Genomic DNA, 24183 nt, shown 5'->3' on the forward strand with positions numbered 1-24183 from the left:
TCTTTCTGTCTCGCTATTTTGTTACGACACCTCTAGATTCAGGCCAATACTCTTCCACTAAATCAAGCAATTTAACTAAAAATTCATTTCTCTTCTGCTCTAACTCAGCAATTGATACATCTCCAGCATGTGTTTCACAGCCTTCAATGACTTTTTCTTTGAGGTCATCTGTTAATTCTGGTGCTTCTAATTTAGTCCATGGGAGTTTAAGCGCAGGACCAAATTGTTCTAACATGTGACGCATTCCATGTTCTCCGCCTGCTAAATGGAATGTTAAAAATGGTCCCATTTGTGCCCAGCGCAGTCCAGCGCCATAAACAATCGCAGCATCGACTTCTTCTGTCGTTGCAATACCATCATTGACTAAATGTAAAGACTCACGCCAAAGTGCCTCCATTAGCCGATCTGCAACATGGCCTTCAATTTCTTTACGAATGATCAAAGGTTTCATTTGTATAGATTGGTAAAATTGGTTCGCTTGTTCAATGACCGCTGAATCGGTCTCATTTCCTCCAACAAGCTCGACAAGTGGCAAGATGTAAACCGGGTTAAATGGATGTGCAACGATTACACGCTCAGGATGGTTTAGCCCTTCTTGCAACGTGCTCGGCATAATGCCCGATGTACTTGAACCGATAATGGCATCAGACTTTGCATATTGGTCAATGCTTGCTAACACACTTTTTTTCAGTTCTTCACGTTCAGGTACATTTTCTTGAATCAAATCGGCGTCAGCAACAGCTGCTTCGATCGTTTCAACAAACGATAAACGATCCTGTGAAGCTCCTTTTGCAAGGCCGATTTTTTCTAAGGAAGGCCACGCATGAGCTACAACCTTACGCGTTCTTTCTTCCGCCCCTTCAGCTGGGTCAAACGCGACAACATCATACCCTTGTGCAAGAAAACGTGCGATCCAGCCGTTTCCGATTACTCCAGTGCCAATAACGGTAAGCTTTTTAATCTCTTTTATAGGTTGGCTCATTATTTAACGCCTCCGTTTGGGTTTCTTAATCCGTACAGTTCACGTGCTTCTTGTGGGGTCATTACTTCGATTCCGTTGCCGCCGAGCATTGTTACAGCATGGTCAACGAGTTGATCATTACGAGCAAGGACGCCTTTTTTAAGGTATATATTATCTTCTAAACCAACACGTACATTTCCACCTAACATCGCTGCTTGTGCAACGATTGGCATTTGCATACGACCTATCCCGAATGCGGACCAGTGAGCATTTTCCGGAAGACGACTTTTCATATATAGCATCGTTTCAACATCTGCATCTGCACCCCAAGGAATCCCTAAACAAAATTGGAACAATGGATCTCCATCAACGAGCCCTTCATCAACGAGCTGTTTAGCAAAACGAATATGCCCTGTATCAAAGCATTCGAGTTCGGGCTTTACGCCACTCTCTTGGATGAGCTTCGCTTGCTTTCGTAGCCAATCAGTAGGACTCATGTAAATCATGTCACCAAAGTTCACACTACCGCAATCAAGGGTACACATTTCAGGAAGCAATTCGCCAACAGGCTTATGGCGTTCTTCAGGTGTTTGAATGTCCGTTCCATCTCCACCGGCCGCTGGCGTATCAAGACTCGGAATGAAGTCACCACCACCGCCAGCTGTAATGTTAATGACGACATCTGTTTCAGATTCACGAATACGATCAACAATCTCTCGGTAGTGATCGACGTTATGACTAATGCCTCCTGTTTTTGGGTCGCGAGCATGGACGTGAGCGACAGTTGCTCCTGCTTTCGCTGATTCAATCGCCGATTCTGCGATCTCTTTTGGTGTTACTGGGACGTGGGAACTTTTCCCTGTCGTTTCTCCTGCACCAGTAACGGCTGCTGTTAATAATACTTTATTTTTCATGTTGTCTCCTCCTCGTTCGTTATTTTAGATTAAGATTTACTTTTTTCATTTTTACTGTACCGTACAGACGGTTAACTAAGCACAATTAAAAACATACCATCCAGACGGTATAGTTTCAAGGGATATTCACTGATTTTTTAGATCAAACAAGGATAATATCTTTAATGAAGACTGATATCAAAGGTTTTAGCCAATATTAAAAAAACACCATCACATTTGATAGTGTTTTTATCTAAAAGACCTCTTCTATTCATTCGCCCATTCCATTAACCTTTTATAAACCTGCTCTTTCTTATCCTCTTCAATGTGATAAACATCAAACAGTTCAGACAACCAGATTCCGTCAGTCGCTAACCGAATGATCGTAGCCTTTACCGGGTCAATCCCATCATTTTCAATCTCATGTTGCCAATCAGCATACAGTTCACGAATCGGCTCTAATAACTCTGTATTTACGGCCTTTGCTGCTAATAATCCCGAGTTCATACTTTTTGTTTGATACGTTTGATTAAATGTGACATCCAAATAGGCGCGTGACCACTTTCCTTTATCTTCTGTGGCATTTTCAGCATTCGTCGCGATTTTTTCTCTGTAATTGTCTGCTAAATGAGTGACCATTCCTTTAACCAATGCTTCCTTTGACGGATAATGATATAAAAGCCCACCCTTACTAATCCCAGCTTCTTCCGCTACCGCTTCAAGCGTTAGGTTAAAGATCCCTCTTTCACTTACAATTTTAGATGCCGCATGTAAAATCTCTACCTTCCTCGACACTCTGCCCATTAAAATCTCCCTTTATGTAAAATTTGCGCTTAGTGATCCCGTTGTATGTACAAAAAATCTCAGATGATCTATCAGCATTTCTGATAAGAGATCACTACTTATCGTGACTCTCTTTATAAGTATTCTATTTCTTTCCATCATGTAGTCGTTATTTAAAAAAGTCAACTGTATTTCTAAGAAAAAAAATTGTTGGCTATTCGTTTTCTATGTCTCCTTATGGATAACAAAAACAGGCCCTCTCCCTAAGGAGAAGGCAAATTTTCTTTGGTAATTAAGAGTTCGTTCACTAACCTTTCGATTCAATAATCTCATCAATGATCCCATACTCTTTTGCTTCTTGTGCACTTAAGAAATAGTCTCGATCTGTATCCACAGCTACCTTTTCAAGAGGTTGACCTGTTTGCGCAGCAATGATTTCATTTAAATGTTCGCGAAGCTTTACTATTCGTTTAGCCGAAATCTCCAAGTCCGTTGCTTGACCACGGGCTCCGCCAAGCGGTTGATGAATCATCACTTCGCTATTTGGTAAGGCGTACCGTTTTCCCTTCGTCCCTGCAAGCAGCAGCATTGCTCCAAATGAGGCCGCGATTCCAGTACATATGGTTGTGATGTCGGGTTTAATATATTGCATCGTATCATAAATGGCAAACCCCGCAGAAGTTGATCCGCCAGGGCTATTGATGTATAGGGAGATGTCTTTTTCCGGATCATCTGCTGCTAAAAACAACAATTGTGCAACAATACTATTTGCCATATGATCGTTAATTTCATCGCTAACCATGACAATCCGGTCTTTTAAAAGTCTTGAATAGATATCATAGGAGCGTTCACCGCGACTAGATTGTTCAATGACATAAGGAATCGTATTCATTTTATTTCCTCCCACATTCGTTATTATGCAGCTATTGAGAGGTAGCTGGAAGGAGAGGAATGCGAGCGCCCAATTTTCGTACGGAAAACCAACTTAGGTGTCGAAACTGGAAAGATGATTTTTGGGATGAGTTTAAAAAGTAAGGCCGGATCCTGGACATGGACCGCATGACAAAGAACTGTAGTCACTTCATCTTGAAGCTCCTCTGTCCAATAACTTTGAACAGCAGGAAGGGTCCCCTCATTCGAGAGCTTTTTCAACTTCGATCTCGTACGATTTAAAATCCCTTTTACAGCCGTCTCTGTCATCCCAAGAGCGTCGGCAACTTCAGTATTTTTATACTGAAAAGCTTCTGTTAACGTGAAAATAACCAACTGTTTGGGTGTTAACTTAGAGACAAGATCTTCAATCACACTTCGGACTCTTTCCATGCCCTTGTCCTTTGTATCCATTGTTTCGGGAACCGTGGTGATCGTTTCCTTACTTTGCTTTCGAATCGTATCCACCCACAAGTTACGGGCGATTTTATTTAGCAAAGCAGCGTTCAATTCTGTTTTATGACGATAATATTTTAAAGCTTTGAACATTGATTCTTGAGCCAACTCTTCTCCATCCCATTTATTTTGCGATAGAGAATAGCAATAACGACTTAATTTTAAATACAGTTCTTCCCACTGATCATTTGTAGAGTTTCGATCATACACCTTTAGCCCAGACTTGACATACATAAATCCTCACTCCTTAAAGTACCTCTCACTCTTATAACGAATGAACAAGTAAAAAAGATATGGGTATGAAATAATTATTTTAAAAGTCGTGTAAGTACATCTTGAACATTATGTATATTATTTACTAAATGTTATTTTGCCTAATTTTTTTCTTTAGCTTCCCCCTTTTTGTGACACATGTTTTTTACTTGAAGTGAAAGAATAAAACAGAATGCTTATATATAATAGGAGTGAAAACCTTGCAGAACCAAAATTCAATGAATCAGCAACAACAAAATGGAACGCAGCTATCCGCAAACATGCCGCCTAATATGAGCCACGGAGGACATGAACTCTTTGATGCTCATGAAGTTATTGGAGGTGTTACTGGTTTACTTGATCAGTATCAAATGTATACCCAGCATATTCAAGACCCTGAATTAAAGGATATTTTAAACCGGCAAACGAGCTTTATGACTGAGCTATATAATACTGTCGTTGAAAGCTATCAGACAGGACAAAAACCATCACAATCGACCAAAGTTTATAACATGACACAAAGTAATGACGTGATGTATGGTCTACAGCCTAGCCAACCAGCAAAGCCGATCCAGTCCATTAATGAGCTTTCAGATGATCATATTTCCTCTTTTATGCTCGGACAAGTGAAAGGATTAGCATCTACAATGGCGATGACCGCACTTGAAATGACTAACCCCGTCTTACGAAGAGTAATAGGAGACAGTGTTCCGAACCTTATCGAGATGAGCTACGAAGTTTTCCTATATCAAAATAAGCACGGATATTACCAAGTACCTCAGCTAGCCGAACAAGATATGACCCAAATGCTTCAAAGCCATGTCCCCGCTCCACACCCGCCTTTAAACTAATGAAAGGAGGATGAATGAAATGGAAAAGAAGAAAGAAAAACCTTCTACTCTTGATCATAAAGTAGCACCAACGAACGATGAAGAAGATTCCTACGGTGAAGATGCTACTCAATCTGAGGTAGAACATGGAGACTCGACCAAGGTCACTCGCTTAGTGAATGATGAATACGATCCGAGTTAACATGCAGCGATTTGGAAACAAGACCCTTGTTTAATTTAAGAAGAAAAATCGAATATTAAAGAATGTTTGAAATAACAATTTGTTATTTCAACAAAGGTTTCTCCGCTGACGAATTTGCTAATCGAGTTCGTCGTTCAAACAAACACAACCGATAAGGAGATGTTGACATGTTTGGCAGAAGACGAAACAATAATGGAAATGCTCTCATGCTGTCATTAGTAGGATTAGGAGTAGGCGCTGCTGCATACGGCCTGACAAGAGGGCGTAACAATCGCGGCAATAACGATATGATGCAGTCAGCCCAAAGAGCATTTAACCAGATGAGAGATTAGTTAACCGTATCGGAGTTTTTTGAACAGCTTACTTATGGGTAGGCTGTTCTTCCCTTTTGAACCTGAAAATGATGATACACGGTAAATCGATTAAACATGGAAACGCACCTTGTTAAAGATGTACACAAAGTCATGATAGTAAAACACGCCCCTGATTTCCTCCCCCAATCTGCCTACCCTTACCATGTCAATTTTATGCTTTATGAACTCTCAAAAGGACACTCTGATCTACTTGGTGAGATTACAGGTTAACTAAACGGTTGCCATCTGTTGAAGTAGCATACATTACCAAGCAATCTAATGAACCTACAATTGAAGAAATAACTTTACCCATCAAGGTGTGTCGAAACGTGCCACGTTACGCCATATTTATCTGTTACTTGACCATATGATGGACTCCAGAAAGTTTCTTGAAGTGGCATCACTTCTGTCCCTCCATCTAGTAGTTTTCTGAATACTTCTTTTGATTTTTCCACATCGTTCACCGAAACTGCTATAGTTATATGTGAGCCAACTTGATGGGGCTGACCTGGCATTGTATCTGATATCATGAGATCTGTATTTCCAACTTTTAAGTGTGCATTAAGTATGAGTTCCTTCGCTTCAGCAGGGACTGTGAACCCCGGGTTTTCAGGTAATTCTCCGAAAGTTTGTACCCCTTCAACTTTGGCATCTAATGCCTTTTCATAAAATTCAATAGCCTCATGTCCATTCCCATTTGTAATTAAATAAGGGTAAATACTTAAAATCATCACAAACACCTCTTTTTTAGAATTTTTTGTTTAGTAGGTCCTTTTTCTTTTCCTACGGTTCATAGTGCAGAACAGTAACGCCTGAACGGAATGTTTTCGTATCCAAAACCTTTAAACTGTCAAAACATCGATACAATTACTTTTCTCATTTGGCTTCTCCCCCCATCACTCTACTACGCGGAATTTGAGATGCGTCACATCAGGTGACTCTATCACCCTCGATTTTTCCAGTTCAATATGATTCTTGCCTAAATGCTCGAATAACCGAATACCCTCCCCAAGCAGAACAGGTACGAGGTGAATCTGTACTTCATCAATCTTTCCAGCTTTAATGTACTGTTGAACCACATTCGCTCCACCTGCTACGGAGACATCTTTATCACCGGCAACTGCTTTTGCTTGGTTAATAGCGCTTTCAATACCATCAGTCACGAAAGTAAACGTTGTCCCTCCTTCCTTTATTTCTTTGTCTCGTGGTTCATGAGTCAGTACAAATACCGGCATGTGAAAAGGAGGAGTATCACCCCAATACTTCTCTCCATTATTGAACATCCGTTTGCCCATCACAATTGCGCCAGTATTAGCTAATGACTCTTCTACAATTTCAGCATCCTTATTAGCCTTACCTCCAGTGAGACCGTGGTGTTTACGCCAGCTTTCCAACTCATACACCCACTTATGGATCCGCTCCCCGTCGTCACCCAAGGGGTTTTTAGGACCATCGTTTGGACCAGCGATAAAACCATCCAGTGACATCGAGATATCTAAACATACTTTTCCCATAAAAACTCTCTCCTTTTCCCACTTCCCCTATTTCTAGATGGTTTAGGTAGTTGGTGGAAGGGGATATTTAGGCTTTGTTAAAGCCCGTTGTTGGTATTGTGATTCGCTCGCGGGAACGGCTCGAGCTGTTCCCGATGGAGTCGCCACCTTCGCTCACCACACAACACTTCAGTGTTAACTTCTTTGATAACAACACGAAACTTTAACAGAGCCTTATTTTAAAATGACAAAATGATTAGCATTTTAATGTTTATCTAATTCAATAGCATAAGATGTCATTTCTTGAACTTTACCGTTCGTAAATTTATCTAGTCGATAAATATCGCAAAAACCATACGACTTAGCCACTCCAGATTTATCCATCATTTTCATCTTACCTTCTATCGCAGCAGTATTCCCGTGAACAATCATGTTGGTGGTCGTATATTCAATGACCTTTTCGGGCTCCATCATTTCCATCGCTTTGATAAACTCACCTTTTCCATGAATAGCGGACATCCCTACCATAATCCATTGAATGTCTTCCGTAACATTATCTACGATGAAATCAATATCACCATTCGCAAAGGCTTCATTGATTTTTCCAAAGAATTCTTTGTTCTTTGACATCATCATTTCTCCTTTTCTCAGGCAAGAGTTTATTGCCTTTTATGAATTTTAGTATTCTTATTCTAGCATGGTACCTTTAAGGTGATTTCTTATCGATTGCGATCTTGGAGAACCTGACTGAGAAAATTATTCATCAACAGTGGAAGTGATACCAAAATAGGTGGATCGTTTAGACGTGGACCATGAAGCGTAATTTGCTGGTGGGGAACGATTGAACAGGGTTCCACTACAATAGGATCCTTTAATCTTGCGCGTAATGTGGACTGAGGAAGTAAAATATCTATGGTATGCATCCCCCAAGAGATGGATGTAGCCATCAAGTAATAAGTTCCCGGTTTGACGCCTGTAAAACAAAACTCTCCTAACGAAGAAAGTAGTGTTCCGTAGAGGGGAAGTCCCTCAGGAATTGGTTTGGTAAATAAGCCGATTAGAATAACTCCATCAAATGGAGTCTCCGATTTTATCGTCCCTTCTATTTTGCCATGCTGAGTTATTGAAGGTTCGGGTATAGGCCATTCGTTAAGCATTTTCAATGAACGCAAGTGATCATTCGCTTGTAATGACGAGTTGCGAAATTCAGACGGCGTCACGCCAACACGCTCGCTAAATCGGGTAGTAAAGGTTCCGAGGCTTTGTTGTCCGATCTCCAACCCGATATCTCGGACATTCAAATTCGTGTTCAATAATAAATCCTTTGCTTTTTGTAACCTTAGAGAAGAAACATAATAATGGGGTGAAAGACCAATTCTTTCTTTAAAAATACGTGTGAAATGATACGGACTGTAAGATATGTAACGGGCCAATTTGGCAAGAGGAAGCGGTTCGTGAAGATGCTGATGAATATACGCGATTACTTCGTCTATTTCTGAATAACGGTCCATCATTGCTTCGTAAACCTCCTATTCAACATGGACATACTGCTTAATCATAAATATTAAACCAAAAAGCTCCACTTTAATATTTAGAATAATCCAACTCTCTTTTTCAATTATAGAACAAGTGTTCCTTTAAATGCAATCAAACATTTCACTCTACCACCGATTATTGCTATTATCATGGCTTTATTAACAAAAAATGTGATCATTTCCTTACTTACCGGATTGTTTTCTGGCGTATTCATGATGTCGCAAGGACGCCCTATGTGTTCTTTTATGATTTGGGAGCACCACTCATTATCGGACCGATTTTTGAAAACATGATGTAGTTGCGATCACTTTAGTTTTAGCATGGGGACTTGGTAACGTATTAAATGAAATGGGAACTGCTATCTACATCGTTGAAGTGATGGAAGGAAATGTGCCTGGGTTTATCGTATTTGCCATTTAATTTATATCAGGATCGATGATGTCATTTGCGACGGGAAGCTCCTGAGGGACTTATGCCATTATGGTTCCACTAGCCATAAAGTAAAACAAGACACTCAGTGGGAACTCTCCCACTGAGTGTCTTGTTTTCTACGAATAAATCTTTCAAGACAGTGCATAATGAAACAAAGTCAAATCTAACATGAGGTGAACGGACCGTGGGGACAGGGGAATGGATCGACCGTATTATGGGGTTTATGCCTCAACGTGAAGTGTTTTGGACCGCACTATTTACCGCGCTGCTCATTATTGTAAGTCAATATATCTATGAGTGGTTAGTCCGAATCACCCTGCAACCGTGGATGTACGATCATAACCAGCAAAAACGTAAAGAGTTAATAGAAAAGCAGAAAAAAAATCGAGAGTCAACTGGAGAGTAACACAGAAAGTACTCGTTCACTTTAAAAAATCAGAAATGGACATTAACAGACATTTGATAGCTGTAGGGAGGTGCATTATGAATAAAAATAAATACGTCATTTCCCCTCTGGAAATGAGCTTCTCCTTAATCGCTTTTATTATTGGTGTTGGTGTTTTGACTATGCCGGGGGTTTTAGCTGATACATTGGATACTGCTGATGGTTGGATTTCCATTATCATAGCTGGCCTTATGATCATGGTACTGACCTTTATATATGTAAATTTGCAAAAACACTTTCCCGGACACACGTTTCTACAATTCTTGAGGCAAGGGACACTAGGGAAGTGGTGGGCTTTTATTTTCTCCGTTCTTTTTATTGTCTACTTTGTCACGATACTCGGATTTGAAGCACGTGTATTGGAAATCGTTTTCGACCTGTATCTTTTGGATCGCACACCTTCATATATAATCGTAGCAAGCATTTTTCTTGTGACAAGCTATGCTGTGAGTAAGGGTATCTCTGGGATTATCCATCTAAATGTATTGTTTAGCCCGATCATTTTATTTGTATTAATGGGAATCATTACGTTTAATGTACAAAACTTTGAATTGGCCCCTCTTCTCCCTGTGGCTCCAAAGGGGTTCGTTCATATTTTGAAAGGAATACCAGATGTAGTTCTTGCTTTCATAGGGATTGAGATTTTGTTTTTTTTTATGGCGTTTATGAAAGAAGACAAGCTGTCCACATGGCCTTTAAACATTGGAATTGCGATTATTATGCTATCTTATTTGCTAGTTACCATATTCACATATTTTGTATTTAGTATGGATGAATCGAAGGTAGTCACCTTTGGTACGGTCGAACTAGCAAAAGAAATTGAAATTCCTGGTGGTTTCTTTGAACGTGTTGAATCGATGATGATCACCGTTTGGACAATGGCAATTTTCAATACAATAGCCATTTCTCAGCTGTTGGCAGTCCACATAGTGAATGATCAGTTTTTTTCCAAAAGTAACATAAATAGTCCAATGGACAAAGAAGGAAAGTGGTTAACAGCTATCATTGTTTTTTTCGCCATCATAATTACATTCATTCCTGAATCGATTACCGAAACGTTTCAATTCGGTGATTGGATTGGCACATTGGGAATGTCACTATTTCTTGGTGGCGTGATCGTCGGATATTTTACTGTCTGGTGGAGAAAAAAAGATTCCATCAACACATATTCTTGGCAGGACAAAGCATAATGAAATCAATGGGGTAGATACCATGAATAACCAAGAAAAGTATATGATCTCTCCTCTAGAAATAAGTATTACTTTAATTGCTTATTTAATCGGGGTTGGTATTTTAACTCTCCCAGGAGCGCTTGCGAATACGTTGGATACACCCGACGGGTGGTTAACACTCCTCGCTGCTGGCTTTCCTACGATGGTGCTCACTTTTCTATACGTAAATCTTCAAAAACACTTTCCGGGGCGTACGTTCTTGCAATACTTAAGGCAAGGTAAGGTCGGAAAATGGTGGGCTTTTATATTCGGTGCTTCATTTATAGTTTACTTTGTCACGATACTCGGATGGGAAGCACGTATGTTATACATCGTACTGGACATGTATGTGTTAGGCCGAACTCCTCCTGCTGTGATTATCGCAAGCGTTCTCCTAGTTACAAGCTATGCAGTAACAAAAGGGCTATCTGGTATTATTCATATCAATGTGCTATTCCTCCCTATTATTTTGTTCGTTTTATTATTCATTTTCTTGTTTAATATAGGACAGGCTTCACTTGACCAAATCCGCCCGGTTGCTCCAAAAGGGATTCTTCATGTTTTAAAAGCTTTTCCAGATGTGTTCATTGTACTAGTTGGGAGTGAGATCTTGATGTTGCTCATGGCGCATATGAGAGCGGATAAACTGCGTGCTTGGCCTTTAAATACAGCCGTTGCAGGAGCCACTCTCGCTTATATCCTGGTCACTCTGTTTACATATTTCATATTCAGTGTAGATGAAGCAAAAGTGATCACATTTGCTACAGTCGAATTAGCCAAGGTAATCGAAATTCCAGGCGGTTTCTTTGAGCGCATTGAATCGATGATGATCATCGTCTGGACAATGTCTTTATTCACAACAATGATAATCGCTCAGCTGCTCACTACCCATATTTTGAAAGATCAATTTTTTTCTCAGTCTGCCCCGAAGTATGGGAAGCAAACAAAAGACCGGTTGCTGACACCGGTAATTGTTTTTATCTCCATCATTATTGCTTTTATTCCGGAATCAATAATTGAAACATTTCAACTCGGGGATTGGCTCGGCATTCTAGCTTTGTCTATTTTGATTGGCGGTCTCTTTATTGGTTACATTACCGTTTGGTGGCGAAAAAGAGCAGCAAACAAAGTAAAGGAGCAGCACACGTTATGAAACGGATCGTACGTACATTGTCACTCCTAAGCTTTACTTTCCTTTTATTCGGATGCTGGGATCGTACGGAGATTGAAGAGATCGGATTTGTAATGGGGGTTGCCTTTGACCCCGTGGAAAACGAAGAGCAAATGAAAGCTCAAATTGAACAGGAAATAGGAGAAAGCTTGCCAAATGAGCATCATATGCGCTTATTTCGTGCCTCACATCAAATCGCGATTCCGGACCTTCTCGCCGAGACAGGAAACGACGGAGGAGCAGGAGGCGGTCAACCTTATCATAATGTCGTTTCCACAAATATGACGAATATGGACGCTGGGCGTAGAGCTGCTGCAAAAATGAGTCGTTCATTCAACTATGAGCATTTAAAAGTTGTCGTCATTAATGAAGAGCTTGCCCGTCAAGGGATGCTCGTTCATTTAATTGACTTTTATATTCGAGATCATGAAATGCGCCGACGTACCCATGTCTTCATTTCCGCGGATGAAGCGAAGTCCGTTTTAGAGAAGCCTATTCCGCTTGAAGATGTACCTTCTTTGTTCATCGAAAGGTTGACAGAAAATGACCCCCGTGTACTACAAATGGCTAGAAACCGAGAAATTGGTGAAATATCCGAACGGCTCATCGGCAAACGTAGCTATATTATTCCACGTATTACAACCGGTAAAAACGACGGCGATTACGTCTTAACTGGAGCAGCTGTTATTCGTGGCACCGATAATAAAATGATCGGATGGCTTGGAGAAAATGACATCAAAGGGTATAACTGGGTAGTAGGAGAAGCTGAAAACGGCGTACTGAACGTAAAAGTTGACCGGGAGGAGCTCGGAGAAGAGTCGTACATCGTTTTTGAAACAGATGAAATGGATACAGTAGTAGATTATAAACGTAAAGATGGTCAGGATACTTTCAATATTGAAATTAAAGCTGAGGGTATGCTAGTAGAAAGCTGGCTTCATGGTGTAAGTATTGATGACCAAGAAACCCTTCATTTGCTTGAAGCTGAGATTGAAGACAAAATCGAAAAGCAAGCCAAGGACGTTATTGAAAAAAGTCAACAGGAGTTTCATGCCGATGTATTTGACTTTATTGAACAGGTTAAATATAAAGAATATGATTATTGGGAAGAAATCCGAGAATCTTGGGGAGAACAAGATGGGCCATTTCAACAAGCAGAGGTTACTGTAAACGCTACGGTAAAGTTACGACATTATATGCTTCAAGAAAATTTGGATTGACACAGGATAAATGCTAAAAGAGGTGAAAGTCGATGCTAAAGAAGCTTTTCAACAAATTAAATTCAAATGAAGTCCGAAAAGAAGATGAATATGACCTCCACCTCTCACAGCATCTACAAGAAACCATTGATTCTGTTCAAAACATTGTCGGAGAAAGCGATGATATTACCCTTCGTGAATTCACCATTGGCAATCGTATTTCGGCTGGACTTTTTTATATTGAAGGATTGAGTGATGAGGACACGATAGAAGAAGATGTGCTTAAACCTCTGATCCATCTTGCCGAAGAAAAAATCAAAGGCTCTAATACAAATGACCTTCCTACTATTATAAACGAGAAAGTCCTATCCGTCATATCCGTATCTAAACATAATTCATTTGATGACGCATTACTTCCATTTATGTCCGGTGATGCTTTGCTTGTTGTCGATGGGGTTGACAAGCTTATAACAATGGATACACGACAATATGAGAAACGGGGCATTGAAGAGCCTGAAACCGAAGTCTTAGTACGAGGACCAAGAGACGGCTTTATCGAAGCCATACAAACAAATATTTCATTGTTACGTACTCGAATTAAAGATCCAAATATTACGGTTCAATTAGGTGAAATCGGTCGTCGGTCCAAAAGTCAGTTCGCCGTCATTTATATGAAAGGTATCTGCAAAAACGATTTGGTGGAGGAAGTACGCTACCGACTGGCTTGTATTGAAACAGACATCGTACCGGAAACTGGCGTTTTAGAGCAGCTCATGCAGGATTATGTATTTACAGTATTTCCACAGTTTTTGTATACGGAAAGGCCGGATAAAGTCGTTCGTGCTCTAATGGATGGCAAAGTGATTATTTTACTCGATGGCACACCTTTTGCGCTAATTACTCCTGTAACATTTCAAGAGCTTCTAAAATCTCCCGAAGACTACTACGAAAATTGGTTTATTGGTTCATTGATCCGTCTTTTGCGTTACGGTGCGGCATTTATATCTATATTTCTTCCAGCTTTATACATAGCCGTTGTATCATTCCATCAAGGAATGATTCCTACACAGTTGGGGCTCTCAATTGCTGCAGCTCGTGAAGGGGTGCCTTTTCCATCCTTTGTAGAAGCGATTATTATGGAAATTGCATTAGAGCTGCTTCGTGAAGCAGGAGTTCGTCTGCCGCGTATCGTCGGCTCTACGATCGGGATCGTTGGAGGATTAATCATTGGAGAAGCCGCGGTTCGAGCTGGTATCGTCAGTCCAATTATGGTCATTATCGTCGCTCTAACGGCCATCTCCTCTTTCGCTCTTCCGTCGTATAATGTAAGTATCGCTTTTCGTATTATACGGTTTATCATGATGTTAGCTGCGGCAACACTCGGTCTGTACGGAATGATTCTCGTATATATATGTATCAATATCCACCTTGTCGGACTGCGCAGTTTCGGGAGCTATTATCTCTCACCTTTTGCTCCATTCCATTTATTAGATTGGCTTGATGTCGTATTCCGTGCCCCGATGTCGGTTATGAAATCTCGCCCATTGGAACCGAAAGATAAAGATCACCAAAAACAAGTATAGTTAAGAAAGCGTTCCTTGGTAGGGTAGCAGCAAGCATTTGATCCGGTAGAATGGAATCCTCCATGTTTTATTTAGAACTAGGCTAACAACTGCGACTAATGATGGTCCAGATATATCCTAAGAGCTCAATAATATAAAAATTTGAATATTTACCTACAAAGAGTAAAAGATATTCTATACATATCCGTTTCCCATACTACACTAAAACTTGGAGGGAAGATTCTTGCAAACAAACCACAATATTGATTTAACATCTGCAGAAGTTGCAAATCTATGGACTGCTTACCACAATGATACGATGATTATTTGCGTGATTAAGCATGCTCTAGCACATATTCAAGACTCGGAAGTTATTGACGTTTTAAAGTTTGCTTTACAAATATCTCAATCTCACGTTCAACAATTAACAACCATGTTTAACGAAGAACAGCTTCCGATCCCCGATGGATTTGACGAAAGTACGAACCTTAATATGCAAGCCCCTCCTCTGTTTACAGATCAGTTCTATCTGACATACATTCAAAACTTAGGAAAAATCGGAATTGAAGGTTATGGATTTGCCTTGGCCAATTCTGCTCGATTAGACCAATGCCAATATTTTTCTAATTGTCTAAATGAACAGACACAGCTATTTAACAAAGCAACAGAACTCATGTTATCAAAGGGAGCGTTTACAAGGCCTCCACACATACCTAAACCGAAACAGGTTGAGTATGTTCAAAAGCAGAGCTTTTTAACCGGCTGGTTTGGAGATCGTAGACCTTTGAATGTCATTGAAATATCGGGTGTTTATTTTAATATGACTCAAAATATATTAGGTAAAGCATTAATAACAGGATTTAGTCAGGTCGCTTCATCACAAGAGGTTCGTAATTTTATGACAAGAGGAAAACAAATTTCAGCAAAGCATGTTGAAATATTTGGGTCCCTTTTAAGTGAAGATGACTTACCTCCAGCAAGTAAATGGGATGCCGAACCAACTGATTCAACAGTTTCTCCATTTTCCGATAAACTGATGATGTTCCATATTACATCATTAATTGCGACAGGACTAGGGCGTTATGGTGCGACACTTGGTACCAGTTCTAGGCGTGATTTGGGGGCTCATTATACTCGGTTGATGGCAGAGATTACACAATTTGCGGAAGATGGAGCGAATATTATGATTGAGAACGGTTGGCTCGAAAAACCACCACAAGCACCTGATAGGGACAAATTAGCCAATGTTAAGAAATGACTTTAAAAGAGACAATAAGCAAGGATCAACCGATTGAGAAATTATTTTGGAGCATTGCCTTACCAGGGTTTGGTCAAATATTAAACGGAAAACTGATCAAAGGGATTGTATTTATTTTTCTAGAATTTTTGATTAACATACAATCGAACTTCAATAAAGTCATTATCTTAAGTTTCCTTGGGGAAATACATTCAGCCATACATCAAACCAATTATCAGTGGCTAATGTTTTATCCCTGCCTTTATATGTTTGCAATATGGGATGCTTATAGAGACGCAGGAGGAGGAAAATCACCCTACTCTTTTCTCCCATTTGCCTTTTCTGCTTATTCCGTAACGGTCGGTCTTATTTACTCCTCTCGCTTGACACTATTTGGAGTTTTATTAGGACCCATATGGTTGCCTATGCTATTTTTGATCCCCGGGTTAGTCATCGGATTTTTATTACAGTGGATACTAAATCGAACGAGGTTTGGATAATACATCAGGCTTGGTGTCCTACATCCTCGTTCTTCGAGATATCGACAAAATCTGGGTTCCAAGAAAAAATGTGTCCAGGTGAAAAAATATGTGGCGTTAGATTTTCCCTGTCAATCTAACGTCGACTTATCAGCTCTTCCTGAACCCAACTATTTCTATTTTACAACATTCCCAATTATTCGTTCATTCTCTTAAGCTTCCTTTCTACTAAAATAAATATCAAAATTAAAAAGACAAAACTCAAAACGAGTGTAACGATAAAGTTACCGGTAACAGTTTCTACGAGAATGAGAATGGCTCCACTAAGGATAAGCAGCCTGCTACTAAGTTTATTGGCAAAAGTCCAACTCCTCAAATTGTCCATAGACTGACCAGTTCTATATCCGTAAAAGCTATTAATTTTTTTGGGTGGAAAAGTAAATAGCACGAGTCCAGCTATCAAAATGATCGTTCCTAAAAATGAATTTGCAAACATGAATATCCCCCATATTATTTTCGATTAACATTCGATTCAACCAGCAGTACTTATTACAATTTTAGCACAAATTAATATCCTTATTTTACTAATTAAACGTCATCCTTTCTGAATTCAGTTTAAGTAGTACAACTAGTCTACCTAATCGTTCATTCCAATCAAAAAAACACCGCAGCGACTGCTCGCTGCGGTGTAGTATCTACTAATTCATTAAGCTCTCATACCAAAAAACTTTTTCATTTTTTTGAACATCCCTTTGTCATCTTCTAGAGACATTAATGGAACGGATTCTCCGTTTATTCTGCGAGAAATGTTACGGTAAGCAAGCGATGCTCTACTTTTTGGATCCATGGCAATTGGTTCTCCGGAATTGGAGGCTTTAATGACATCATCGTCATCTGCAACAATGCCTAAAAGATCTACGGCCAGAATAGATACAATTTCATCTACATCGATAGCTTCACCGGTTTTCATCATATGTGTACGAATTCTGTTGACAACGAGTTTTGGTGAAGAGGTACTCTCCTTTTCTAATAGTCCGATAATACGATCAGCATCTCGAACAGATGATACCTCGGGTGTTGTGACAACAATTGCCTGGTCAGCGCCGGCAATGGCGTTTTTAAATCCTTGTTCGATACCAGCAGGGCAGTCAATTAACACGTAGTCGTAGTCCTGTTTTAACTCCTCCACAAGTTTCTCCATTTGCTTAGGTTCTACTGCGGACTTGTCCTTTGTCTGAGCTGCAGGAAGTAACGACAGACATTCAAAACGTTTATCTTTAATGAGCGCTTGCTGCAATCGGCAGCGCCCTTCTATTACATCAACAAGGTCATAAATAATCCGGTTTTCAAGTCCCATGACAACATCCAGGTTTCGAAGTCCGATATCTGTATCCACCAAGCAAACTTTTTTTCCGGACAGCGCTAATGCTGTCCCAATATTGGCAGTGGTTGTCGTTTTACCGACACCGCCTTTTCCAGAAGTTACGACGATGGCTTCTCCCACGTTGTTCTCCCCTTTCTCCCAGCAATAATTATCCACTTATCTTTATTTTATCATGAAATTCTCTAATGCGAACGGATAATTCATTACTTTCGATCTATCCTAGTAATTCATCTGTAATCGTTGGACGAACTTGACTGATTTTTTGCAAGCGGTCTAGAACCATTTCGCCCTCGTGATTTACAAAGGCACATTCCATATCCTGTGACTCTTCTGATTCTCTTTCTGGTGGTCTGCGAATCACATCGGCGATCCGTAATTGTGAGGGAGCCATTTTAGAAGCACAAATAATCGCCTCTTTATTGTCAAGCGTACCTGCATGAGCAATCCCCCGCAAAGCTCCTAATACGTAAATGTTTCCTGAAGCTTTCACGGTTCCGCCTGGGTTAACATCTCCAATGAGTAAAAGGTCCCCCCGAACTTCGATCACCTGTCCGGATCGGATAACTTTTGCTAGTCTCGTAACTTGGTTATCCAAGCGCATTTTCTCAGCTTCAACTTTTGTGACCACATCCGTTTCGATGCTATCGATGACGGCATGAATTTGTTCGCTTAATTGTGACTGCAATTGATCGATTTGTTCTTGTTCCAAGTATCGCTTGCCTGAAACCAATTTGATCCGCACAAGAGGATTTTGGTCCATCTCCTGTGGCTGTGGACGCTCCGATAGTTTATCAGACAGTTCTCCCAACAAATCTTCAAAGGCGCACTGATCATTTAAGACAAATGTTAAGCCGTCTTTTGTTCCTTTTATTATGACATTTTGTGGCTTGGTCTGCTTTTGTACCATGATCTTTTCACCTCAGAACGTTGAATGTTGAACACGCATAATAAAGTCTGTCTGTTACACTTCCTCGAGCCTTCGTTTTACGACATAAAGAATCCACTTTTTCAAATGGTATCCAGCAATTATAAGAAGCAAACCATTAAATACAAACGTTGGTAACAAACGCTCATAGAAAAATAGTTCATGAGGCTGACTGGCGAGGCCCATCAAAGTATAAATGCCGTAGACAAAATACTCGAGCCCGACGATAGCCAGCAACGCAAGTGAAATAGACATCCCTAGATTTTTTTGAATGAATGGAATGGTAAACGAAACGAAATAAACGACAAGTGCCATTCCAAACGTATAAACACCGAGTAAAGGTGCGTATATAAAGTCGTATAAAATACCAAATCCAATGGCGTAAAAAAGCGCGATACCTCGTCCTTGAAGAATGCCGACAAAAACAAGGACCGCTAATACCCAGCGAGGAATCAACAGGTAGGAAAATCCGTACAAATCAGGTGCAAATATTTGAAAAACTGTCCCTTCGAGCACAAACAACAGCAACAACCCTAAAAAAATCGAGTAGCGGATCATCAGTTATCTTCCTCGTTTTCCGGGTCGATTTCTGATTCAAGCTGAGCAGCCCCTCGTTCTATGACCATTACGTAGTTCAATTGATCAAGGTCTGCTGAAGGCTTAACGGATGCCTGTTGTGTTAACCCGAATTCATCTGTTTCATACTCTACAATTTCTCCAATAACAAGTTCACTTGGGAATACCCCTCCTAAACCTGAAGTAACGACCGTCATGCCTTCTTCTAGATCTTCATCAATATCAATTTTAGTAAATTGCAAATAGCCTGTTTCCTCATTTATTCCCTCGATAAAACCGTAAATCGGATCATCTCCGTTTGCCATGGCTGAAATACGATTTGCGCGATCCTGATCCGATAAAAGTTGAACAGTTGATGTAAATTGAGAAACGCTTTGTACTTTCCCGATTAAACCTTGTGAAGTCATCACTGCCATATCTGCTTCAACACCATGCTGAGAACCTTTATTGAGTCCAATGTACTCAGTCCAACGATCAGGAGAGCGGCTAATGACTAAAGCAGATCGAATAGAGTAGTCATACAAATCCGGGTCTTCCCGCAAATCTAAAGAATCCTGGAGCTCTTCATTGTGACGTCTTAATTCAGATAGTTCAACTTGCAAAGAAGCGTAATCATCCAAGTGTGACTTTAATATTTTATTTTCTTCGTAGATTGTTCGCATGTCATTGATGTTCTCAAAGAAGCCCGCTACAAAGTGAGCGGGTCTTGAAAAAGCGGATTGAACCCAACCAACGCTGTCATTGACGACCTGTTCAGGTAAAGACATCGAACGTTTATCGCTCATAGAATACCCGATCAGTGCAACTAACACAATGATGCAAACAAGCAACACAATTAAACGCTTGTTTGAAAAAAATGGGGCCATTCAGGACACCTACTTACCCTTTCCTATTTGATCGAACGGTGATTCCCGCTTTCGAGCGGAATAAGTGAAGATTTTCTAACGCTCTTCCCGTTCCTATAGCTACACAGTCCAATGGTTCTTCTGCTACTAATACCGGCATGTTTGTTTCCTCACTTAAGACACGGTCGAGATTACGTAATAATGCGCCTCCACCGGTCATTACTATACCACGGTCCATAATGTCTGCAGCTAATTCTGGTGGAGATTGTTCTAATGTATCTTTAACAGCCTGCACGATATTAGATACTGTATCCTCTAACGCTTTGGAAATTTCTTCTGCGGTAATCGAAATCGTTTTAGGCAAGCCGCTAACGAGGTCGCGGCCGCGGATTTCCATGTCCTCCACGCCTTCCGGAGGCCCTGCTGAACCAATCTCAAACTTGATTGCTTCCGCTGTACGTTCACCGATCATTAAATTATACGTTTTCTTTACGTATTGGACGATGTCATCATCCATTTCGTCACCTGCAACTCGGATCGATTGGCTTGTTACAATTCCACCTAGCGAAATAATTGCAACTTCAGTCGTTCCTCCTCCAATATCTACGATCATACTTCCAGTCGGTTCCCATACAGGCAAGTCCGCACCAATCGCTGCTGCAAAAGGTTCCTCAATGGTATAGGCTTCGCGCGCACCCGCTTGTTTTGTGGCGTCTTCCACCGCTCTTTTTTCAACTGCCGTAATTCCAGACGGTACACATACCATCACATTAGGCTTTCTTGTAAAAATGGAACGGTGTTTTAGCGCTTGTTTAATAAAATATTTCATCATTGTCGCAGTAGTATCAAAATCAGCAATTACGCCATCCTTCATAGGTCGGATTGCAACAATATTTCCAGGGGTACGACCGATCATATTTTTCGCGTCATTCCCGACTGCTTCGATCGTACCTGCATCAGAACGCATCGCAACAACAGAAGGCTCACGAACAATAACACCTTTACCTTTTACGTAAACAAGTGTGTTCGCTGTACCTAAATCAATTCCTAAATCTTTTGAAAAACCACCAAACATCTATGTAATCTCCCTTCATCTATAAAAAAACTTCACTAAAAATTGAATCGATCATGGCGGAAGTCTTTAGCGTACGTATATTATCATTTCTATCTCATTATAAGTTTCAATAGCCTAACAAAACTCACACCGTTAATTATACTCAAAAACTTCCGTCTTGAGTAGCATTTTCATTCACCTTATTAAAAATCCTCATTTAAGCCTAAGTTCCCACGGTCACTTTAACATGGAAACTTAGGCTTTGCCAAACGATATTAAATGCTTTTAAGAGGATGTTCAAAAAGTCCGGGAAAATAGCTTTCGAATTTTTTCCGTCATCTTACTTTTCCACTCCTCACGTATTAAAAGCATACGTTCCGGTGCCGGGGGTGGCGCTTCCTTGAACTTTATGGCCACATACTTACACGTACCCTTTTTCCTTTAGCGAAATAAACTGCTGATCACCGATAATGACATGATCTAAAACTTCTATCCCTAACACTCTCCCGCATTCAACAAGACGCTTTGTAACTTCAATATCTTCACGGCTCGGCGAAGCATCGCCACTTGGATGATTATGAAGACAAACAATAGAAGCAGCGGAATAGCGAAAAGCCTCTTTGTAGACCTCTCTTGGATGTACGATCGAGGCATTTAAGCTTCCGATAAAAACCGTTTGTTTGTAAACAACTTGATTCTTGGTGTTTAGATACATACATATGTACTTGATACAAACCCCAAAATATGAGAACGTGCGTTTGTTTAAGACACCGTATTTCCGATTCCCACCAACAACTCCATAAATAGCGGCATCAGTTGTACTAATATATATCCCAAACTTGCATGCTGTATCATACTTAACCCTCGTTCTTTTTGATTGATCATAAACATGAGTGCTCCACCTGTTAGCATTACTAATGCAACTGGATAACTAAGAGCCTGAATCATATCCACAAGCGGTGAAAAAGCCTCTATAATTTTGTCCTTTGCCGCTCCTTTTACGTATTCTGTCGCTGGATTTTGTGCATAAGCATGATTAGTAACCATCGTATTTGTAACAGCAATTGCGATTGCCCCGGTTGTGAGTGTCGTCAATGATGCTCGCAACCCTTTTTCTTTTGCTTTCTTATTAAAATGTTTAACCTCTCGTTTTATCTCAGTGTACGGATCATGGGAGACGAAGTCGGAAATGGTGCCTACGGTACAGATCTTTTTATTAAACATCCTCAATCACTCCCTTAATATAGTCGTTCTCAATCATGGGTGTTTGGACAATGTGTTTTCGATCAGTGAGGTAAACGGCGCGCCCTTTAATGAAAGGCAGGTGTGCTGCATCGGTTATCCCTTCTCCAAGGACGACTTCTGAAGCTTTATCCGTCTGTAGCTTAAAGCACAACTTTGCATCACAGTTTTGTTTAATGTTGTGGTTTAATACTTCGCTGTACGGTGTCTGTGTGGCATAAATCAACCGATAACCTAGCGCCCCTCCTATCCTTGCTATACGAGAGAGGACTGTCTCACACTTGTTTTTAATGGCTCTAAACTCCTTATCCTTTTCAATGCCCGGCGCAAGCTCTGCCCCTTCGTCTACAATGATAAAGTGACGGTTCTTGATTCCTGCCTCCTGTACGTTTTCAAATTTTCCTTTCTTTATATAGTCCATCACTTCATTCATTTGATCGCTAATTTGTTCTAGGGCTTCAAGAGACGTTTCTGGCTCACTGACTACACATTGGACTTGCGAGCAATCTTCAAAACGACTAAACGTTAATCCACCCTTTAGATCGATGAGTGTAAAGGATACGTTTTTGGACTGATTCTGCAGCAACGTTGTTATGACGTTTTTCAAAAAGACAGATTTACCGTATCTTGTTGTCCCGGCCACAACCATGTGCATGATTTTTTCAAAGTCATGTTGGATAGATTCGGACCTTGTGACACCTATCGGCACTTTCCATCCTTTAAACTCGTTTTTGTAGGGGAGATCATCGGTTAATGGTTCGCGGTAAACCTTCACATTTAATGTCTTGTCATAACTCATTTGGACTTCTTTTCTTTTGTTTTTATTCTTTGTGAGGGACTTCAGTTGCTTCATGTAATCCCCCTTAATATCAAAGTCTTTCAGATCGTCGATGGATAAATCTGACTTAATACTGTTTAAGCTATCCTCAATCACTTCTCTTTTCTTTTCGAAGTCCTTAAATCCTAGCCCCTCCGGGATGAGGTATACGTACTCATTACCGCCTTTGATCTTTTTCGCCCTAATAAATTTAGGCGTATCTTCTTTTTGGTTGTATTTAACGTACAGTCCGCATTTTCTAAATATCCTATCAAGTTTTTGTTTGTCACCCCCGCCACTCTTCATGTACTCCGCACTAGCCCACACTGCCCCAGCTACCAAAACTTCAAAGATCATTTTTCTCTCAACATTGGGTTCAGTTTTGGTCGTACCTCTTTTTTAGTTACTACTGGCTTTACCTTCGTTCGTTGCTGTGGTGTAGCGGGTTTGGTATGAGCGGATGGTATGACCGCTTGACGTTTGATCTCATCATCTAAAAGCTTCTTGATAAAGCGTGAAAATGACTTCTTCCCGATCAATCTAAGGCGTTCAATGTCTTTTGGATTTGTTTTATTAAAACTGATTGATCGTACCCATTTGTTTTCACTCATCAAAATCAGTCCTCCCACGGAATTTCTTCTCCGTCTTGATACCCTCTTCTTTTTAGCTCTCGTATACACATGTTGCAGGCTTTTTGCATATCCGGCGCGTAATAGTCATTTGAGTGTGAATAAATTAAAAATACAGGAATCATGTCGTTGATCTCTTTTGTATCAAGAGTAGGTAAATCCTCCGCCAGAAACTTTAAATCAACACGTTTTTTAATCATTTCGCCACATCCTTTTTGTCGTTTGATAAAGGATATTAGCGGTATTGCTTGTCATATAACTATAAGTTAATTCTGATTAGTTAAAA

At 40.3% G+C, this 24183-nt stretch carries 29 protein-coding genes and 1 pseudogene; 10 read left to right on the forward strand and 20 right to left on the reverse strand.

Annotation, left to right across the window (positions count from 1 at the left end; genetic code table 11):
* Nucleotides 1–13 precede the first annotated feature (13 nt).
* The 5 genes from CDZ94_RS07485 to CDZ94_RS07505 form a co-directional block, all read right to left on the reverse strand.
* Nucleotides 14–982 carry an L-carnitine dehydrogenase gene (locus CDZ94_RS07485; protein ID WP_096435879.1) on the reverse strand — a complete coding sequence of 323 codons (969 nt, stop codon included), beginning with the start codon at nt 980–982 and terminating at the stop codon, nt 14–16.
* Nucleotides 982–1875: a beta-keto acid cleavage family enzyme gene (locus tag CDZ94_RS07490; RefSeq protein WP_096435880.1), complete on the reverse strand. Its 894-nt coding sequence runs from the start codon at nt 1873–1875 to the stop codon at nt 982–984. The genes CDZ94_RS07485 and CDZ94_RS07490 overlap by 1 nt, the downstream gene beginning before the upstream one ends.
* A gap of 246 nt (nt 1876–2121) precedes the next feature.
* A complete protein-coding gene (locus CDZ94_RS07495; protein WP_096435881.1) occupies nt 2122–2658 on the reverse strand; it encodes a TetR/AcrR family transcriptional regulator in 537 nt (178 codons plus the stop codon).
* A gap of 286 nt (nt 2659–2944) precedes the next feature.
* Nucleotides 2945–3529 carry an ATP-dependent Clp endopeptidase proteolytic subunit ClpP gene (gene clpP, locus CDZ94_RS07500; protein WP_096435882.1) on the reverse strand — a complete coding sequence of 195 codons (585 nt, stop codon included), beginning with the start codon at nt 3527–3529 and terminating at the stop codon, nt 2945–2947.
* 23 nt (nt 3530–3552) lie between these two features.
* The gene (locus CDZ94_RS07505) at nt 3553–4257 is read right to left on the reverse strand and encodes a sigma-70 family RNA polymerase sigma factor (protein WP_096435883.1); all 705 of its coding nucleotides are present in this window, start codon (nt 4255–4257) and stop codon (nt 3553–3555) included.
* A gap of 257 nt (nt 4258–4514) precedes the next feature.
* Between CDZ94_RS07505 and CDZ94_RS07510 the strand changes: the two genes are divergently transcribed.
* From CDZ94_RS07510 to CDZ94_RS21225, 3 genes are all read left to right on the forward strand, one after another.
* Complete coding sequence (locus CDZ94_RS07510) at nt 4515–5126, forward strand: spore coat protein (protein WP_096440646.1); 612 nt, start codon at nt 4515–4517, stop codon at nt 5124–5126.
* 19 nt (nt 5127–5145) lie between these two features.
* Nucleotides 5146–5307: a hypothetical protein gene (locus tag CDZ94_RS21525; protein WP_198546699.1), complete on the forward strand. Its 162-nt coding sequence runs from the start codon at nt 5146–5148 to the stop codon at nt 5305–5307.
* Nucleotides 5308–5474: 167 nt separating this feature from the next.
* Nucleotides 5475–5639: a hypothetical protein gene (locus CDZ94_RS21225; RefSeq protein ID WP_157812140.1), complete on the forward strand. Its 165-nt coding sequence runs from the start codon at nt 5475–5477 to the stop codon at nt 5637–5639.
* Between the two features lie 326 nt (nt 5640–5965).
* Here CDZ94_RS21225 and CDZ94_RS07515 read toward each other — a convergent pair whose 3' ends face one another.
* The 4 genes from CDZ94_RS07515 to CDZ94_RS07530 all read right to left on the reverse strand — a co-directional run bounded on the left by CDZ94_RS07515 (nt 5966) and on the right by CDZ94_RS07530 (nt 8664).
* Nucleotides 5966–6391 (reverse strand): VOC family protein, encoded by a 426-nt coding sequence (locus CDZ94_RS07515; protein WP_096435884.1) that lies wholly within the window; start codon nt 6389–6391, stop codon nt 5966–5968.
* A gap of 165 nt (nt 6392–6556) precedes the next feature.
* Nucleotides 6557–7174, reverse strand: coding sequence for a dihydrofolate reductase family protein (locus CDZ94_RS07520; RefSeq protein WP_096435885.1), 618 nt, complete (start codon nt 7172–7174; stop codon nt 6557–6559).
* A 243-nt stretch (nt 7175–7417) separates the two neighbouring features.
* Nucleotides 7418–7783 (reverse strand): nuclear transport factor 2 family protein, encoded by a 366-nt coding sequence (locus tag CDZ94_RS07525; RefSeq protein ID WP_157911704.1) that lies wholly within the window; start codon nt 7781–7783, stop codon nt 7418–7420.
* Nucleotides 7784–7872: 89 nt separating this feature from the next.
* The gene (locus CDZ94_RS07530; protein ID WP_198520913.1) at nt 7873–8664 is read right to left on the reverse strand and encodes a helix-turn-helix domain-containing protein; all 792 of its coding nucleotides are present in this window, start codon (nt 8662–8664) and stop codon (nt 7873–7875) included.
* A 641-nt stretch (nt 8665–9305) separates the two neighbouring features.
* On the opposite strand from CDZ94_RS07530, the gene CDZ94_RS07535 reads away from it, so the two are divergent.
* The 7 genes from CDZ94_RS07535 (at nt 9306) to CDZ94_RS21655 (ending at nt 16446) form a co-directional block, all read left to right on the forward strand.
* Nucleotides 9306–9527, forward strand: a complete 222-nt coding sequence (locus CDZ94_RS07535; protein WP_096435888.1) for a hypothetical protein — start codon at nt 9306–9308, stop codon at nt 9525–9527.
* A 77-nt stretch (nt 9528–9604) separates the two neighbouring features.
* Entirely contained in the window at nt 9605–10756 is a 1152-nt protein-coding gene (locus CDZ94_RS07540) for a GerAB/ArcD/ProY family transporter (protein WP_245415711.1), read from the forward strand.
* 22 nt (nt 10757–10778) lie between these two features.
* On the forward strand, nt 10779–11930 hold the full coding sequence (locus tag CDZ94_RS07545) for a GerAB/ArcD/ProY family transporter (RefSeq protein ID WP_096435889.1): 1152 nt from the start codon (nt 10779–10781) through the stop codon (nt 11928–11930).
* Complete coding sequence (locus CDZ94_RS07550; RefSeq protein ID WP_096435890.1) at nt 11927–13168, forward strand: Ger(x)C family spore germination protein; 1242 nt, start codon at nt 11927–11929, stop codon at nt 13166–13168. Before CDZ94_RS07545 ends, CDZ94_RS07550 begins: the two co-directional genes overlap by 4 nt.
* A 32-nt stretch (nt 13169–13200) precedes the next feature.
* On the forward strand, nt 13201–14730 hold the full coding sequence (locus CDZ94_RS07555) for a spore germination protein (RefSeq protein WP_096435891.1): 1530 nt from the start codon (nt 13201–13203) through the stop codon (nt 14728–14730).
* 223 nt (nt 14731–14953) lie between these two features.
* Complete coding sequence (locus tag CDZ94_RS07560) at nt 14954–15967, forward strand: DUF3231 family protein (RefSeq protein WP_096435892.1); 1014 nt, start codon at nt 14954–14956, stop codon at nt 15965–15967.
* On the forward strand, nt 15964–16446 hold the full coding sequence (locus CDZ94_RS21655; protein ID WP_096435893.1) for a hypothetical protein: 483 nt from the start codon (nt 15964–15966) through the stop codon (nt 16444–16446). Before CDZ94_RS07560 ends, CDZ94_RS21655 begins: the two co-directional genes overlap by 4 nt.
* A gap of 175 nt (nt 16447–16621) precedes the next feature.
* Here the strand turns inward: CDZ94_RS21655 and CDZ94_RS07570 are convergent, their stop codons facing one another.
* The 11 genes and pseudogenes from CDZ94_RS07570 to CDZ94_RS07620 all read right to left on the reverse strand — a co-directional run bounded on the left by CDZ94_RS07570 (nt 16622) and on the right by CDZ94_RS07620 (nt 24097).
* Nucleotides 16622–16921, reverse strand: coding sequence for an SdpI family protein (locus CDZ94_RS07570; protein ID WP_096435894.1), 300 nt, complete (start codon nt 16919–16921; stop codon nt 16622–16624).
* Nucleotides 16922–17131: 210 nt separating this feature from the next.
* Entirely contained in the window at nt 17132–17929 is a 798-nt protein-coding gene (gene minD / locus CDZ94_RS07575) for a septum site-determining protein MinD (protein WP_096435895.1), read from the reverse strand.
* Nucleotides 17930–18023: 94 nt separating this feature from the next.
* Nucleotides 18024–18716 (reverse strand): septum site-determining protein MinC, encoded by a 693-nt coding sequence (gene minC / locus CDZ94_RS07580; RefSeq protein WP_096435896.1) that lies wholly within the window; start codon nt 18714–18716, stop codon nt 18024–18026.
* Nucleotides 18717–18770: 54 nt separating this feature from the next.
* Nucleotides 18771–19292: a rod shape-determining protein MreD gene (mreD, locus tag CDZ94_RS07585; RefSeq protein ID WP_096435897.1), complete on the reverse strand. Its 522-nt coding sequence runs from the start codon at nt 19290–19292 to the stop codon at nt 18771–18773.
* Nucleotides 19292–20176, reverse strand: a complete 885-nt coding sequence (mreC, locus tag CDZ94_RS07590) for a rod shape-determining protein MreC (protein ID WP_096435898.1) — start codon at nt 20174–20176, stop codon at nt 19292–19294. Before mreC ends, mreD begins: the two co-directional genes overlap by 1 nt.
* A 13-nt stretch (nt 20177–20189) precedes the next feature.
* A complete protein-coding gene (locus CDZ94_RS07595) occupies nt 20190–21230 on the reverse strand; it encodes a rod shape-determining protein (protein WP_096435899.1) in 1041 nt (346 codons plus the stop codon).
* Between the two features lie 400 nt (nt 21231–21630).
* Nucleotides 21631–21933 (reverse strand): annotated as a pseudogene (gene radC, locus CDZ94_RS07600) (RadC family protein); the annotation flags it as partial.
* Between the two features lie 38 nt (nt 21934–21971).
* Nucleotides 21972–22433, reverse strand: a complete 462-nt coding sequence (locus tag CDZ94_RS07605) for a hypothetical protein (protein WP_096435901.1) — start codon at nt 22431–22433, stop codon at nt 21972–21974.
* Nucleotides 22426–23625 carry an FtsK/SpoIIIE domain-containing protein gene (locus CDZ94_RS07610; protein WP_096435902.1) on the reverse strand — a complete coding sequence of 400 codons (1200 nt, stop codon included), beginning with the start codon at nt 23623–23625 and terminating at the stop codon, nt 22426–22428. Before CDZ94_RS07610 ends, CDZ94_RS07605 begins: the two co-directional genes overlap by 8 nt.
* Nucleotides 23622–23879: a hypothetical protein gene (locus CDZ94_RS07615; RefSeq protein ID WP_096440650.1), complete on the reverse strand. Its 258-nt coding sequence runs from the start codon at nt 23877–23879 to the stop codon at nt 23622–23624. The genes CDZ94_RS07610 and CDZ94_RS07615 overlap by 4 nt, the downstream gene beginning before the upstream one ends.
* 5 nt (nt 23880–23884) lie before the next feature.
* Complete coding sequence (locus CDZ94_RS07620; RefSeq protein WP_096435903.1) at nt 23885–24097, reverse strand: hypothetical protein; 213 nt, start codon at nt 24095–24097, stop codon at nt 23885–23887.
* Nucleotides 24098–24183: the final 86 nt, after the last annotated feature.

This window comes from Alteribacter populi (assembly GCF_002352765.1).
Lineage (GTDB): Bacteria > Bacillota > Bacilli > Bacillales > Salisediminibacteriaceae > Alteribacter > Alteribacter populi.

Bases quoted from the DNA above. Each gene is read 5' to 3' on its own strand.
- CDZ94_RS07485 (WP_096435879.1), bottom strand. From the start codon at position 982: ATGAGCCAACCTATAAAAGAGATTAAAAAGCTTACCGTTATTGGCACT.
- CDZ94_RS07490 (WP_096435880.1), bottom strand. From the start codon at position 1,875: ATGAAAAATAAAGTATTATTAACAGCAGCCGTTACTGGTGCAGGAGAA.
- CDZ94_RS07495 (WP_096435881.1), bottom strand. From the start codon at position 2,658: ATGGGCAGAGTGTCGAGGAAGGTAGAGATTTTACATGCGGCATCTAAA.
- clpP (WP_096435882.1), bottom strand. From the start codon at position 3,529: ATGAATACGATTCCTTATGTCATTGAACAATCTAGTCGCGGTGAACGC.
- CDZ94_RS07505 (WP_096435883.1), bottom strand. From the start codon at position 4,257: ATGTATGTCAAGTCTGGGCTAAAGGTGTATGATCGAAACTCTACAAAT.
- CDZ94_RS07510 (WP_096440646.1), top strand. From the start codon at position 4,515: ATGAATCAGCAACAACAAAATGGAACGCAGCTATCCGCAAACATGCCG.
- CDZ94_RS21525 (WP_198546699.1), top strand. From the start codon at position 5,146: ATGGAAAAGAAGAAAGAAAAACCTTCTACTCTTGATCATAAAGTAGCA.
- CDZ94_RS21225 (WP_157812140.1), top strand. From the start codon at position 5,475: ATGTTTGGCAGAAGACGAAACAATAATGGAAATGCTCTCATGCTGTCA.
- CDZ94_RS07515 (WP_096435884.1), bottom strand. From the start codon at position 6,391: ATGATTTTAAGTATTTACCCTTATTTAATTACAAATGGGAATGGACAT.
- CDZ94_RS07520 (WP_096435885.1), bottom strand. From the start codon at position 7,174: ATGGGAAAAGTATGTTTAGATATCTCGATGTCACTGGATGGTTTTATC.
- CDZ94_RS07525 (WP_157911704.1), bottom strand. From the start codon at position 7,783: ATGTCAAAGAACAAAGAATTCTTTGGAAAAATCAATGAAGCCTTTGCG.
- CDZ94_RS07530 (WP_198520913.1), bottom strand. From the start codon at position 8,664: ATGGACCGTTATTCAGAAATAGACGAAGTAATCGCGTATATTCATCAG.
- CDZ94_RS07540 (WP_245415711.1), top strand. From the start codon at position 9,605: ATGAATAAAAATAAATACGTCATTTCCCCTCTGGAAATGAGCTTCTCC.
- CDZ94_RS07545 (WP_096435889.1), top strand. From the start codon at position 10,779: ATGAATAACCAAGAAAAGTATATGATCTCTCCTCTAGAAATAAGTATT.
- CDZ94_RS07550 (WP_096435890.1), top strand. From the start codon at position 11,927: ATGAAACGGATCGTACGTACATTGTCACTCCTAAGCTTTACTTTCCTT.
- CDZ94_RS07555 (WP_096435891.1), top strand. From the start codon at position 13,201: ATGCTAAAGAAGCTTTTCAACAAATTAAATTCAAATGAAGTCCGAAAA.
- CDZ94_RS21655 (WP_096435893.1), top strand. From the start codon at position 15,964: ATGACTTTAAAAGAGACAATAAGCAAGGATCAACCGATTGAGAAATTA.
- CDZ94_RS07570 (WP_096435894.1), bottom strand. From the start codon at position 16,921: ATGTTTGCAAATTCATTTTTAGGAACGATCATTTTGATAGCTGGACTC.
- minC (WP_096435896.1), bottom strand. From the start codon at position 18,716: ATGGTACAAAAGCAGACCAAGCCACAAAATGTCATAATAAAAGGAACA.
- mreD (WP_096435897.1), bottom strand. From the start codon at position 19,292: ATGATCCGCTACTCGATTTTTTTAGGGTTGTTGCTGTTGTTTGTGCTC.
- mreC (WP_096435898.1), bottom strand. From the start codon at position 20,176: ATGGCCCCATTTTTTTCAAACAAGCGTTTAATTGTGTTGCTTGTTTGC.
- CDZ94_RS07595 (WP_096435899.1), bottom strand. From the start codon at position 21,230: ATGTTTGGTGGTTTTTCAAAAGATTTAGGAATTGATTTAGGTACAGCG.
- CDZ94_RS07605 (WP_096435901.1), bottom strand. From the start codon at position 22,433: ATGTTTAATAAAAAGATCTGTACCGTAGGCACCATTTCCGACTTCGTC.
- CDZ94_RS07610 (WP_096435902.1), bottom strand. From the start codon at position 23,625: ATGATCTTTGAAGTTTTGGTAGCTGGGGCAGTGTGGGCTAGTGCGGAG.
- CDZ94_RS07615 (WP_096440650.1), bottom strand. From the start codon at position 23,879: ATGAGTGAAAACAAATGGGTACGATCAATCAGTTTTAATAAAACAAAT.
- CDZ94_RS07620 (WP_096435903.1), bottom strand. From the start codon at position 24,097: ATGATTAAAAAACGTGTTGATTTAAAGTTTCTGGCGGAGGATTTACCT.